Origin of the sequence: Roseivirga spongicola (genome assembly GCF_034376045.1) — a bacterium.
Classification (GTDB): domain Bacteria; phylum Bacteroidota; class Bacteroidia; order Cytophagales; family Cyclobacteriaceae; genus Roseivirga; species Roseivirga spongicola.
Genome location: NZ_CP139724.1, coordinates 3,660,372 through 3,674,258, shown reverse-complemented (window position 1 = coordinate 3,674,258; position 13,887 = coordinate 3,660,372). Strand labels below are relative to the sequence as shown.

Annotated in this window: 12 protein-coding genes; 10 read left to right on the top strand and 2 right to left on the bottom strand. The window is 40.5% G+C overall.

The genetic code is table 11. The annotated features are described in order from the left end of the window. Nucleotides 1-149: 149 nt before the first annotated feature. The 4 genes from T7867_RS16390 to leuB are packed head-to-tail and all read left to right on the top strand — an operon-like array spanning nucleotide 150 to nucleotide 4,412. A complete protein-coding gene (locus T7867_RS16390) occupies nucleotides 150-1,313 on the top strand; it encodes a 2-isopropylmalate synthase (RefSeq protein ID WP_068221937.1) in 1,164 nt (387 codons plus the stop codon). Nucleotide 1,314: 1 nt separating this feature from the next. Next, on the top strand, nucleotides 1,315-2,709 hold the full coding sequence (gene leuC, locus T7867_RS16385) for a 3-isopropylmalate dehydratase large subunit (RefSeq protein ID WP_068221939.1): 1,395 nt from the start codon (nucleotides 1,315-1,317) through the stop codon (nucleotides 2,707-2,709). Between the two features lies 1 nt (nucleotide 2,710). Continuing rightward, nucleotides 2,711-3,298, top strand: a complete 588-nt coding sequence (gene leuD, locus T7867_RS16380; RefSeq protein WP_068221941.1) for a 3-isopropylmalate dehydratase small subunit — start codon at nucleotides 2,711-2,713, stop codon at nucleotides 3,296-3,298. Between the two features lie 7 nt (nucleotides 3,299-3,305). Next, the gene (gene leuB / locus T7867_RS16375; RefSeq protein ID WP_068224131.1) at nucleotides 3,306-4,412 is read left to right on the top strand and encodes a 3-isopropylmalate dehydrogenase; all 1,107 of its coding nucleotides are present in this window, start codon (nucleotides 3,306-3,308) and stop codon (nucleotides 4,410-4,412) included. Here leuB and T7867_RS16370 read toward each other — a convergent pair. Next, nucleotides 4,405-5,739 (bottom strand): GAF domain-containing sensor histidine kinase, encoded by a 1,335-nt coding sequence (locus tag T7867_RS16370; protein WP_068221943.1) that lies wholly within the window; start codon nucleotides 5,737-5,739, stop codon nucleotides 4,405-4,407. The two genes, leuB and T7867_RS16370, sit on opposite strands and share 8 nt — an antisense overlap. Nucleotides 5,740-5,954: 215 nt before the next feature. Between T7867_RS16370 and T7867_RS16365 the strand changes: the two genes are divergently transcribed. The 6 genes from T7867_RS16365 (at nucleotide 5,955) to T7867_RS16340 (ending at nucleotide 13,046) form a co-directional block, all read left to right on the top strand. Further along, nucleotides 5,955-6,632: a GOLPH3/VPS74 family protein gene (locus tag T7867_RS16365; protein WP_068221945.1), complete on the top strand. Its 678-nt coding sequence runs from the start codon at nucleotides 5,955-5,957 to the stop codon at nucleotides 6,630-6,632. 72 nt (nucleotides 6,633-6,704) lie between these two features. Beyond that, on the top strand, nucleotides 6,705-7,433 hold the full coding sequence (locus tag T7867_RS16360) for a YebC/PmpR family DNA-binding transcriptional regulator (protein WP_068221947.1): 729 nt from the start codon (nucleotides 6,705-6,707) through the stop codon (nucleotides 7,431-7,433). Between the two features lie 117 nt (nucleotides 7,434-7,550). Then, nucleotides 7,551-7,961 (top strand): hypothetical protein, encoded by a 411-nt coding sequence (locus T7867_RS16355; protein WP_068221949.1) that lies wholly within the window; start codon nucleotides 7,551-7,553, stop codon nucleotides 7,959-7,961. A 109-nt stretch (nucleotides 7,962-8,070) separates the two neighbouring features. After that, nucleotides 8,071-8,568 carry a thiol peroxidase gene (gene tpx / locus T7867_RS16350; protein ID WP_068221951.1) on the top strand — a complete coding sequence of 166 codons (498 nt, stop codon included), beginning with the start codon at nucleotides 8,071-8,073 and terminating at the stop codon, nucleotides 8,566-8,568. 104 nt (nucleotides 8,569-8,672) lie between these two features. Continuing rightward, on the top strand, nucleotides 8,673-11,204 hold the full coding sequence (locus T7867_RS16345; RefSeq protein ID WP_068221953.1) for a PIG-L family deacetylase: 2,532 nt from the start codon (nucleotides 8,673-8,675) through the stop codon (nucleotides 11,202-11,204). Between the two features lie 135 nt (nucleotides 11,205-11,339). Further along, nucleotides 11,340-13,046, top strand: a complete 1,707-nt coding sequence (locus T7867_RS16340) for a sodium:solute symporter (protein ID WP_322299569.1) — start codon at nucleotides 11,340-11,342, stop codon at nucleotides 13,044-13,046. Here T7867_RS16340 and T7867_RS16335 read toward each other — a convergent pair. Further along, entirely contained in the window at nucleotides 13,036-13,866 is an 831-nt protein-coding gene (locus T7867_RS16335) for a restriction endonuclease (RefSeq protein ID WP_322299568.1), read from the bottom strand. The genes T7867_RS16340 and T7867_RS16335 overlap by 11 nt on opposite strands. Nucleotides 13,867-13,887 lie beyond the last annotated feature (21 nt).

Genomic DNA, 13,887 nt, shown 5'->3' with positions numbered 1-13,887 from the left:
CTATTGATAAACAGAATCTTACAAATGAAAACTGTGAATTAGAAATAGTAGAACTCAGCCCTTCTTTTATGGAGTCGTTTTACCGGATATCTAACTTCAATTTTAGAGAGAAAAGTGAATTGAAGCATTGAACTGATACCAAAGAAACGATGGATCAACAAAAAATACAAATCTTCGATACCACATTGAGAGATGGCGAACAGGTGCCTGGCTGCAAGTTGAATACTGCCGAAAAGGTAGAAGTAGCCAAACGACTTGAAGCCCTAGGAGTAGATGTGATTGAAGCAGGTTTTCCTATTTCAAGCCCGGGAGATTTTGGCTCGGTAGAAGCCATAGCCAAGGTGGTGAAGAATGCAACGGTTTGTGGCCTGAGTCGTGCCGTTGAAAAAGACATTACAACAGCTGCAGAAGCACTAAAAAAAGCAGCTAGACCAAGAATTCATACAGGAATCGGTACTTCAGATTCCCACGTTATTCACAAACTGAGAACCACAAGGGAAAAGGTAGTTGAGCGAGCCATAGCAGCCGTTTCGCTAGCTAAAAAGTATGTGGAAGACGTTGAGTTTTATGCTGAAGATGCAGGAAGGACTGACAACGAGTTTCTTGCCTATGTGTGTGAGCAGGCGGTAAAGGCTGGTGCTACCGTTTTAAATATTCCCGATACAACAGGCTATTGCCTTCCTGAGGAATATGGAGCGAAAATCAAATTCCTAAGGGAAAATGTAAAGGGTGTCCATAACGTGAGGCTTTCAACTCATTGCCATAACGATTTGGGAATGGCTACTGCCAACTCAATTGCTGGAGTATTGAATGGAGCTACTCAGATTGAGTGTACTATTAATGGCATTGGCGAAAGAGCAGGAAATACAGCTTTGGAAGAAGTGGTAATGGTGCTTCGTCAGCACCCAGATTTAGCTAAATATACAGATATTAATACCCAACAGCTTAACGCTATTTCGCGCTATGTGTCTGAAACCATGCGTGTGCCTGTTCAGCCGAATAAGGCGATAGTAGGAGCTAATGCTTTTGCACATTCATCCGGAATTCATCAGGATGGAGTGATCAAAAACCGAGAAACCTACGAAATCATCAATCCGCTAGATGTTGGGGTAGACCACTCCTCAATAGTGCTGACCGCCAGAAGTGGCCGGGCTGCATTGGCTTACAGGATGAAAAACCTGGGCTACGAGCTTACAAGAGATGAATTGGATGTTGTGTACGCTCAGTTCTTGAAAGTGGCTGATGATAAGAAAGAAGTGGAAGACGATGACTTACACGGTATTGCAGAGTATAAACAAAAGGTAGCGGTATAATATGGCGAAAACACTATTCGACAAGGTTTGGGATGCACACGTGGTCAAAAGCCTTGAAGGTGGAATTGATGTCTTGTATATCGATAGGCATTTAATTCACGAAGTAACGAGTCCACAGGCATTTTCGGAATTGGAAAGTCGTGGACTTGAGTTGTTCAGGAAAGATCAAATGGTGGCTACACCAGATCACAATGTTCCTACTAAGGATCAGCATTTACCTATTCAAGAGGAACTTTCTAAGCATCAGGTTGATACACTTTTGGCTAATTGTGCCAGGCATAATGTCACGCTTTATGGCTTAGGTCATCCATTTCAGGGAATTGTCCATGTAATTGGGCCGGAACTGGGAATTACGCTTCCTGGTAGAACTATGGTTTGTGGCGATTCACACACCTCAACACATGGAGCTTTCGGAGCCATTGCTTTCGGAATCGGAACGAGCCAGGTGGCACAAGTAATGGCTAGCCAATGTTTGCTTCAGTCGAAACCTAAAACCATGAGAATCACGATTGATGGTGAACTGAACAAGGGCGTTTATGCCAAGGACATTATTCTCTACATCATTTCTAAGCTCACTGCTGCAGGCGGAACAGGCTACTTTGTGGAGTACGCTGGTTCGGCCATTCGTTCGCTTTCTATGGAGGCTAGAATGACCATCTGCAATATGAGTATTGAAATGGGTGCAAGAGGCGGAATGATTGCTCCTGACGAAACCACTTTCGAATATGTAAAGGGCAGAGAATTCTCACCGAAGGGGGCAGAATGGGACAAGGCCATGGAGTATTGGAATACACTCTATTCTGATGAAGGAGCCACTTTCGACAAGGAATACAACTTTCCTGCGGCTGATATTGAGCCGATGATTACTTACGGAACGAATCCGGGTATGGGCATCAAGATCACCGCGAACATTCCAGATAGATTGGCCGAAGCTGGTGAAGAAAGTTTCCAGAAATCATTGAAATACATGGGTTTTGAAGCAGGAGAGAGCCTGTTGGGTAAACCAATTGATTATGTGTTTATCGGAAGCTGTACCAATTCCAGAATTGAAGATTTACGCATTGTGGCCGATTACGTGAAAGGCAAAAGAAAAGCCGAAAACGTGAATGCCATGATTGTGCCTGGTTCAAAACAAGTTGAAAAGCAGGCTAAAGCTGAAGGAATTGATAAAGTGCTGGCCGAAGCAGGTTTCGAACTGAGAGAACCGGGTTGTAGTGCTTGTTTGGGCATGAATGAAGACAAGGTGCCTGCTGGGTCATACTGTGTGTCAACTTCAAACAGAAATTTTGAAGGAAGACAGGGGCCAGGAGCTAGAACATTATTGGCCAGCCCCTTGGTGGCGGCTGTAACGGCTATTGAGGGCAAGATTGTGGACATTAGTAAACACCTGAATTGAGATGGAGAAGTTTAATAAAGTAGTTTCTACGGCAGTGCCAATGCCGATTGAAGATATAGATACCGATCAGATTATCCCTGCAAGGTTCCTCAAGGCTACTAGCCGGGATGGTTTTGGTGATAACCTTTTCAGGGACTGGAGATATGTTCAGGGCAATCAGCCGAAGCCTGATTTTGTATTGAATGATTCCACCTATTCAGGAGAAATATTAGTAGCAGGCAAGAACTTCGGTTGTGGTTCTTCAAGGGAGCATGCCGCTTGGGCCTTGTATGACTATGGTTTCAAAGTGGTGGTTTCAAGCTTCTTTGCAGATATTTTTAAGGGTAATGCGTTGAACAATGGCCTTTTGCCAGTTCAGGTTTCAGAAGCCTTCTTGAAAGAACTATTGGCTGCTATTAAGGCTAATCCATCTACTGAAATCACTGTTGACTTGCCTGCACAGACTATCAGTTTTGATGAAAAATCAGAAAGTTTTGAGGTGAATTCGTACAAGAAAGAGTGTCTGTTGAACGGATATGATGATATCGATTTTTTAGTAAGTATTAAGGATGAAATAGAGGAGTATGAGGCCTCTTCAATGGTAATATAATATGGGAGTGAAGAAGAAAATTGGCGTATTGCCCGGAGATGGAATTGGCCCTGAAGTAGTTGCTGAAGCCATAAAAGTGTTAAATGCCGTAGCTGAAAAATATGGTCATACGTTTACCTATAGCTATGGCGATGTTGGTGCTATTGCCATCGATAAGACTGGTGAGCCACTGCCAGATGAGACATTGGATATCTGTGAACAGTCTGATGCATTTCTTTTCGGAGCCATTGGCCATCCGAAATACGATAATGACCCGAAAGCGAAGGTTAGGCCTGAGCAAGGTTTGTTGAAGCTAAGAAAGAGCCTCGGACTTTACGCGAATATTAGGCCTGTAACGGCTTATGATAGTTTGTTACACATGTCTCCGTTAAAAACTGAGAAAATAAAGGGGGTTGATATAGTTGTTTATAGAGAGCTAACTGGAGGTATTTATTTTGGAGAAAAGGGAAGAACAGAAGATGGTGCATACGATCACTGTACTTACTCCAATTATGAGATAGATCGCATTGCACATCTAGCCTTCCAGTCGGCTCAAAATCGCAGAAAACATGTGACTTTGGTTGATAAGGCCAATGTGCTGGAGACCTCCAGGCTTTGGAGGGAAAGGGTAACAGAAATTGCCAAGGAATATCCAGAGGTGAAGCTAGACGCTATGTTTGTCGACAATGCAGCTATGCAAATGATTCAAAACCCTAAGCAGTTCGATGTGATTCTTACAGAGAACATGTTTGGTGATATCATTTCCGATGAGGCCTCAGTAATTGGTGGTTCTCTGGGTTTGTTGCCATCGGCTTCTGTAGGAGACAAAACTGCTATGTTCGAACCTATTCATGGTTCATATCCGCAAGCAACCGGTCAGAATATTGCCAATCCATTGGCTACTATTTTATCAGCAGCTATGATGCTAGATCATCTCGGACTGATTGATGAAGCCATTGAAGTACGTCAGGCAGTGAATGCTTCATTGAGAAATGGCATGGTCACCTCAGACTTGGCCAAAGAGCAGAGCTACGGAACAGACAGAGTAGGAGACTTTATTGTCAACTGTATTTCAGATGGTGAGGAGTCTTGTGCGCAATCGAATATTCAGGCAGGCCTCAGTACTATCATTTAGTTTCTGCTTGACCTTCTTGAGTAAAGGCAGTTATCAAAACATAGAAGGTGGTTCCATCTCTTGAGGTAGATTCCACCTTTATTTGTCCATTCAATGAGCCTATGAGTTTACGGGCAGTGGTTAAGCCAATTCCCAAACCACTGGTATTGGCACTATTATCTCCTCTGTAAAAAAGATCAAATATTTGCTTTAACTCGCTTTTCTTCAACGTGGCTCCTTTGGTATTGACATTGAATTGAAATGATTCGGAGTTTACCGAATATTGAAACTTGATAATGGAGCCTAGGGTAGAGTACTTTATGGCATTTGAAAGAAAGACTTTTAGGAGCATTTCTAACCCTTCCTTATTACTATAAAACTTGAGTGTTTCTTCTTCTAAGCAGTCTACTTGAAATTCATTTCTGCCTTGACATTCGAGTTTTGCCCTGTCTAAGGCAGTGTATACTAATTTAGTTATATTTATTTCAGTAGCAGAATCGTGTAGATTTAGTAAATCTAGCTCATGAAAATAGAGCACATCGTCCATCATTTCTGCAATATTCTTCACAGAGCCCAATATTCTATTTAAATGCTTGTCCATGCCAGTACTTAGTTCTGGAGTAATCATTTCTATGAGTTGTGCAGAAGAGGTGATTGTAGTTAGTGGGCTTCTAAATTGCTTAGAGATCGATTGAACCAATTGTGCTCGCATATCAGCAAAGTCCTTTTCCTCCTGCAAATCACTGATTAGTTGGGCCTTCTCCTGTTGTGTTTCAGATACTTTATTACGGAGGTTGATAAGAGTCTTTTGAAGCTCAGCAGTTTGTAACTGTACATATTGATTCAGGTGCTTTTGAATAAGTCTATGTTCTATTTGGCTCATCACCATATTAGAGAGACTTTTCAGACGGCTTTTTTCGATGTCCGATAGCCTTCTAGGCTTGGTATCCATTACGCAAAGAGTGCCTAGCGTAAATCCGTTCCTGTCTTTAATAGGTGCACCAGCATAGAATTTTAATGATTGATCATCAATGAAAACAGTTGATGAAGAGAATTTGGGATCATTGCTTAAGTCTTCAATTTCCAAAATATCATTATCGTCATTCAAGATTTCGGCACAAACAGCTTCAGACCTTTTGGTTTCTTTGGTGTTCAATCCTACCACAGATTTATACCAAACTCGGTCTTTATCTATAAATGAAATGGTTGAAACTGGCGTATTGAAGAGCTCTACACTGATTTCAGTGATTATATCGAATTCTTGCTCTTGAGGCGTGTCTAGAATTCTATATGCAATAAGTGTCTCTAAGCGTGATTCTTCGCGCTTAGCAGTCTTGGGTATTTTCATGTTGAGGTGCTCTTTACTACAGAATTTGTGGGTTATCTAGAGGCTGATTTATCCGGAGTAACAGCATTGCTTAGCCCGTTCTTGTAATAATGATCTATGAATATACTTATCAAAAACTTTTTATGGTAATATTTCTCGGAATCATATTCATTTTAATATTAAAATGATCGATTGCTTTAAGCTTTTGGTATCTTCGGAATCATACTCAAAAACTCATGAAATTAAATCTGCTGGAAGAATATTTATTACTTGCTTTAGATGATGATAGGGGCAAGTTTGTAATTGATTCAACACGTTTGCATTACGGTTTTGCTGGTGCGGTGCTATTGGAACTTGCACTGCGAGGAAAGATTCAGGTAGAAGGTGAAAAATTGATACTTCGAGACGATACCTATGAACCAGAAATGTCGGTTAACAAAATGATCGATGTGATTAGAGAACAAGACAGTCCTACCTTAAAAAAGTCAATTCAATCTCTGGCAAGGAAATCTTCCGAGATTAAAAACGACACTTTACAAAGGCTGATTAACAAGGGGATTCTCAAAAAAGAAGAGCATAAGGTGCTTTGGATTATTCCATATGAAAAATATCCAACCTCAGATCTGACTCCTGAGAACAAAGTAAGAAAGCGTTTAGACGATGTTTTAAGCTCTGAGTCTACCATAGACCCTCACGATCTGATGCTCTTGAGTTTAATAGATGCCACAGACCTAACCAAAGAGGCTTTTAGAGACAAAGATGACTACAAAGCCATTAATAGAAAGATAAAAGAAGTTACCAAAGACATGAAGGTAAGCCAGGTCATTAATAAGAGTATCAGAGAAATTCAAGCAGCTATAATGATAGCCATTACTTCTTCGATAATCGTTACCAGCGTGGCAACCAATAGCTAGTGAACATTTTTAAACCTTCTGATTGCCATTTGAAGGGACTTCTTATTTTTGCAGCGAGAAAATTAATTTAATATGGGAAGAGCATTTGAATATCGGAAAGCCGCCAAAATGAAACGTTGGGATAAGATGTCCCGCATATTTCCAAAACTGGCTAAAGCCATTACTATGGCCGCCAAAGAAGGTGGAGGAGATCCTGATATGAATGCTTCGCTGCGTACGGCTATCCAAAACGCCAAAGCGCAGAACATGCCCAAAGACAATATCGATGCGGCTATTAAAAGGGCTACTAGCAAAGATGTTGAGGCCTACGTAGAAATCAATTATGAGGGAAAGGGTCCTCACGGGGTTTTGGTATTTGTAGAATGTGCTACAGATAATCAAAACAGAACTGTAGCCAATGTTAAGTCATACTTCAATAAAGCTGGTGGCGGTTTAGTGCCTAATGGTTCGCTAGAGTTTATGTTCTCTAGAAAGGCTGTTTTTGAGTTTGAGAAAACTGAAGAAATGGATCTTGAAGAATTAGAGCTTGAGTTAATCGATGCTGGACTTGAGGAAATCGATTCTCATACAGACGAAGAAGAAGGTACTACTACGGTTTATGCTTATGCAGATTACACCAAGTTTGGTTCAATGCAAGAAGGCTTAGAAGGTCTGAATATTGAAGTGAAGAATGCAGCACTTAAAAGATTCGCTACCTCACCAGTAGAATTTAACGATGAGCAGCTAGAAGAGATTGAAAAGATGCTCGACAAGCTAGAAGACGATGATGATGTGCAAGCAGTATATACAAATATTGCTTAGTTAAAATACTGAAAATCAAATATTTGAAGCCTCTTATTGTGAGGCTTTTTTTATGTCTTTTCATTTTTGGCATCATTTTGGGAAAATGGGTAGTAACATCAACCAAAGGAGGTCAATATGAAAAAAGGTTTACTCATTTTATCGGTCATAGTTTTTTTGAGTAGTTGTGATGTATGGGTTGTAGAGGTTCCATACGATTCTAGAGACAACTTCACAGGAAGGTTTAGTGTAGAGGAATACAGCGAAACTTACGATTTACTCACCAAGTATAATGTTAGAATACTAAAAGATGGAGATCCCCACAGTAGTGTAGTCTACATCCGTAACTTCTACGGAATAGATGTAGAGGTATTTGCCGAGGTTTACGGTGATAGACTCACAATTCCTAGACAAGTAATAGATGGATATGTCATACAGGGGACAGGAAGAATAGACTATGGAGACGTAGTTTTGAGTTACTCAGTAGAAGATAGATTAGACAATAGTGGACTGGTAGATTTTTGTAACACCGTCTACTTCAGAAGATAAATGTTGTTTTGAGTTTTGATCAGGGTCTGCCCAATTCGGGCAGGCCTTATTTTTTGAACATAATGGACTAACTTGGGTTGAAACCACATAACTTTAATCAAAAAGAATTATGGCTAAAATCACCTTAGGAGGTAATGAAACTAATACCAATGGAACGCTTCCTGCAGTTGGTACTACCTTAAATAATTACACTTTTGTAAAGAATGATATGGCTCCTGTAAGCCTCTCGGATTTCAAGGGCAAAAACCTAATCTTGAATATTTTTCCAAGTGTAGATACTTCGGTTTGTGCTACTTCTGTTCGAAACTTCAACAAAGAAGCCGCTAACATGGACGATACTGCCGTGCTTTGTATTTCTAAAGATCTACCGTTTGCGTTGAATCGTTTTTGTGGTGCTGAGGGTATCGAAAATGTAACCGTAGCTTCAGATTTCAAAGTGCCACAATTTGCTGAAGACATGGGGTTAAAAATAGTAGATGGTGTTTTTGAAGGCCTAGACTCCCGAGTTATCATTGTGCTAGATAAAAAGGGCAATGTCATTTATACCGAACAAGTACCAGAAGTTGGCCAAGAACCTGACTATGAGGCGGCATTAGCTGCCATATAGGGATTCAAAACATAGCTTAATCCACCGTTAGCAAAACTGCCAGCGGTGGATTTTTTATAACTTCCTATTTTTACTTCCGTACTAAAGGCATCAAACCTAATTCTATGAGACTCACTACGCGCGTAACTGGCGCACTACTACTTTTCTGTTTCACATCAATTTTATACGCTCAGGCACCTGAAAAACCCAATGCGGCTGAACTAAAGCAAGCACTGAACAAACTAGAGGTACTTGGTTCAGTAATGTACTTGGCCGCTCATCCAGATGATGAGAATACTAGGCTAATTGCTTACATGGCTAATGAAAAGAAGCTCAGAACTGCATACTTGGCTATGACAAGGGGAGATGGTGGTCAAAACTTGGTAGGTACGGAAATCAGAGAGCTACTGGGCATAATCCGAACCCAAGAACTATTGGCAGCACGTAGAACTGATGGTGGTGAGCAGTTCTTTACCAGAGCGAATGACTTTGGGTATTCTAAAAATCCTGATGAGACATTCGAAATTTGGGAAGGAGAAGATGTGCTTAGCGATGTAGTTTGGAACATCAGAAGGTTTAGACCTGATGTAATTATTACTCGTTTTGATACCACCCGCGATAATAGTGGAAGAATGCACGGCCACCATACTGCTTCAGCAATTCTGGCTCAACGAGCTTTTGATATTGCAGCCGACCCTAAGGTTTTTCCTGAACAATTGAAATACGTAGACACTTGGCAACCCAAAGGACTCTATTGGAACACTTACAACTTTGGAGGAAGGTTTACTTCAAGCCATGAAGATCAGCCAGGATATTTTGCAATAGACTTAAATCAATACAACCCGCTACTTGGTAAGTCATACGATGAAATTTCAGCCTTAAGCAGAAGTCAGCATAAATCTCAAGGATTCGGAAGTACGGGCAGAAGAGGTAATATCCCTGAGTATTTGAGACATTGGAAAGGAGATCTTCCAAAGAATGATGTGTTCGAAAATATTGATCAGACTTGGGCTCGTGTGGAAGGAGGAAAAGAAATTGGTGAGTTAATTAAAAAGGCCAATGAAAACTTCGATATACAGAATCCGTCAGCTAGTGTAGCTGAGTTGTTAGTGATTAGAGAGAAAATTAGTGCATTAAAAGACGAGTACTGGAGAGAAGTAAAAGGTGCAGAACTGGATGGAATCATAAAAGGAGCCCTAGGCCTTTATGTGGAGCTTGTCGCTAGCGATTACTCTGCGGTTAACGGTCAAACACTCAATATTTATGGTGAAGCTATAAATCGGTCTGATGCAAATGTAGAATTAGAAACAATCAGCTTCGATGGTTACGATGTGGTTTTAAAGCCTTACCAGCCTCTTAAAAACAATGAACGCTTCGATGTAGCTGCTGATTTGGTACTAAGAGAGAATAAAATTTCTCAACCTTATTGGTTAGAAAAAGAAGCTTCATTGGGAATGTATACTGTCGAAAATCAGCGTATGCGCGGTTTACCAGAGAACTCACCAACTATTGAGGCTACGTTTAATTTCAAGGTTGAAGGAAAGCCTTACAGTTTTTCGGTTCCTGTGGTTCATAAAACCAATGACAGAGTCGATGGAGAGGTATATCGCCCATTTGTGATTACACCACCTGTATTCGTGAATACGCAACAGTCCGTGCTAATTTTCCCAGACAATGAAACCAAACAAATTGATGTAACTGTCATCGCAGGTAAAGATGATGTTTCTGGCAAAGTGAGTTTGTCTCTTCCTGCGGGATGGAAAGTGAGCCCTGAATCGTTAGACTATAGTATTGCCAAAAAGGGTGGTGAGTATAGAGCCGAATTCCAAGTATTACCACCTGCAGGAGCTTCTGAAGGTTTTGCGAAAGCACAAGTAACCTATGAAGGGAAAACCTACAATAAAGGGCTAAAGATTATTGATTACGGATATATTCCTACCCAAACTATTTTTCCTGAAAGCCAGGCCAAGATTGTAAAGCTAGATTTGAAGAGAAAAGGACAGTTTGTTGGGTATATCATGGGTTCTGGCGATGCTGTTCCAGAAGCCTTAGAGCAAATCGGTTATAATGTTACGCTTCTAGACCCAGAGAATATCACCACAGAGTCAATTGCAGATTATGATGCAGTCATCATCGGTGTTCGAGCCTACAACACCATTGATAGAATGCGTGTGATTCAGCCTGAGTTGATGGATTATGTTAAGGAGGGAGGAACATTAATCGCTCAATACAACACTTCAATGAGCAATCAGCCACCTATTGGTCCTTATTCTTTTAGTATCTCAAGAGATAGAGTTACTAAAGAAGAGGCTGAGGTTAGAATTTTAGCCCCAGACCATCCAATTATTGATGGTCCAAATAAGATCACCTCAAAAGACTTTGAAGGCTGGGTTCAAGAAAGGGGACTATACTTTCCGAACCAGTGGGATGAAAGATATACGGCAATTTTGTCTGCTAACGATCCGGGAGAATCACCAAAGAATGGTGGTTTACTAGTGACCAAGTATGGCGAAGGTTATTTTGTATATTCGGGCTATTCATGGTTCAGAGAACTACCTGCTGGAGTCCCTGGGGCATTTAGAATTTTCACGAATATGATTTCACTAGGTCAAGATAAGCCTAATTCAACCTCGTTGAATTCTGTTGAAAACAAGTAGTATGAAGGAAGAAAATCCTGAAGAGGAAAAAGTCAGATTCTTATTTTTTAATAGCTGGGCAGGCGTATACGGTTTCGTTTTATTTGTCTTAGCTGTATGTATCTCTTTGTTTTACCTCATTACAGTTAGTTATTCATGACTAGTATAGATTGGATTGTACTCTTTGGTACACTCATTTTCATTGTGGCCTATGGAATCTGGAAAACTCGAGGCGAAAACACAGTAGACGGATATTTAAGAGGTGGAAATGACAGTAAATGGTGGGTGATAGGCCTTTCTATTATGGCAACTCAGGCAAGTGCAATTACCTTTCTTTCTACTCCTGGTCAGGCTTATACCGATGGAATGCGATTTGTGCAATTCTACTTCGGTTTACCCGTAGCCATGATCATCATTTCGATCTTCTTTCTACCATTATATTACAAAGCTAAGATTTATACTGCCTATGAATATCTAGAGGGCAGGTTCGACTTAAAGACTAGATTACTTGCTGCATTTATCTTTCTAATTCAGAGAGGTTTAGCAGCTGGTATTACAATCTATGCTCCATCTATTATTCTTAGTGCTTTGCTTGGTTGGCCATTGCAACTGACAACAATCGTAATTGGTGTTTTGGTTATTCTTTACACAGTATCTGGTGGGACAAAAGCCGTTACGCAAACTCAGAAGCAACAAATGGCTGTAATGATGGGAGGAATGATTGTAGCTGGTGTTCTCGTGGTAATGTCATTGCCAGATGGTGTGGGTTTCAAAGATGCCATGCATGTTGCTGGAAAAATGGGGAAATTGAACATTGTCAATTTTGAATTCGACCTTCAGGACAGATATAGTTTTTGGTCGGGAATGACTGGTGCTGTTTTTCTCTTTTTGTCTTATTTCGGCACAGACCAGTCGCAGGTACAACGCTATTTATCAGGCAGAACCTTGAAAGAAAGCCGTATGGGGCTTATGATGAATGGATTGCTTAAAGTGCCAATGCAGTTCGTAATTCTATTCATAGGGGTTATGGTCTTTGTTTACTATCAGTACAATCAACCACCAATTTTCTTCAATGATACCATTAGGGAAGAGGTTGTGGCTAACGAAGAGTTTGGTCAAGACTTTCTCAGTATGGAGTCTGAATATCAAGAAATCTTCAATGAGAAACTGCAGGTAGTAAAAGACTTGAATGAAGCTGTAGACTCTAACAGTGAGACACTCATTGAAACCAGTAGGCATGAGCTAAATAGACTCCAGAATGAGTCTGATGAGCTTCGCGAAGAAGCAAAATCACTGATAAGTCAGGCTTTGCCGGAGAGGGAAACCAATGACAAAGATTACATCTTCATGAACTTTGTGATGAATACCATGCCGGTGGGTATAGTAGGTTTATTGTTTGCGGTAATCTTTTCAGCAGCCATGTCATCTACTTCATCAGAATTGAATGCCTTGGGATCAACCACAACCATAGATTTCTATAAGCGAACGGTCAATAAAAATGCTAGTGATGCCACATACCTAAAAAACTCCAAGCTGTTCACCTTAGCATGGGGAGTATTGGCCATCATTTTTGCTTCGACACTTAACCTTTTTGAGAACTTAATTCAAGCAGTAAACCTAATAGGCTCATTATTTTACCCTATAGTGCTCGGAATCTTTGTAGTGGCATTCTTCTTCAAATCCATTAAAAGCAATGCAGTGTTTATTGCGGCTATTATTAGCCAGTTTGCTGTAATTGGGGTGCACTATCTCAATGTGCAAGGAATTGCAGGGGCACTAACTATGGGATACTTATGGTACAATGCCTTCGGATGTATCTTAGTGGTTGTGCTAAGTTATGTGGTTAGAATTTTCAAAAACTAGCAGAGCAGATTTCCTCGCATTCGGCTAAAACCTTCTGATGCTTTCTTGGGTCTATAGGCCCGAGAAGTTCTGGGTTCTTGCTTAACTGCTGGCATAGCACAATGTCCTCCTCCATCAATACTTGTTTTTCCTTTTTTGTAAGTGAAAATAGACAAGTGATAGGATATAGACCAGAAAGCTCAATGCGTTCTCTGAGACTTCCTTTTTTAGGGTAATCCCAAGAAACTAGCTTTAGACCATAGCATTGGCCATACTGTTCGGCATCAGAAGTAAATCGGGTGTTTATGATTATCCAGCATTCAGAGTCTCTCTTTTCACCGGAAGATCGTAGTCCATTTACAATGTCGTTGTACCTAGAGTGCACATATAGAGGGATTTTAACATCCGACTTATAGCCAGCATTTCTGTGATGTTTGCATTCTCCAACAATTAGATGGTTATCAGTATGAGCAAAAATATCAACTTCATGTTTTAAGCATTTTCCCTGAACTTCAATACCAACCTCAACGTCATATCCTTGATAGGCGAGTAGTTGACCTACAAAGTGCTCGAAAGGATATCCAGATGGGCCAAGTTCTAAAATGGCGTTCTTCAACTTGTATTTACCTGCCAACTTTTGGCTAGAGCTTCTCAATAATTGATACGCTTTTTTATAAATACTTCTGGTCGAAGTGGTCTCATCTAGTTCATTGAGAATTTTATAGGTAATTGTGCCGATCAATTCTTCTGAAGCGCCAGAATTAAAAAGTGATTGCCTAAGTTTGTTTTCATCGAATTCTACAATTTCTCCCGATGCTTTTTTTACCCATTTTTGACTCATACTGGCATAAAATACGAATTG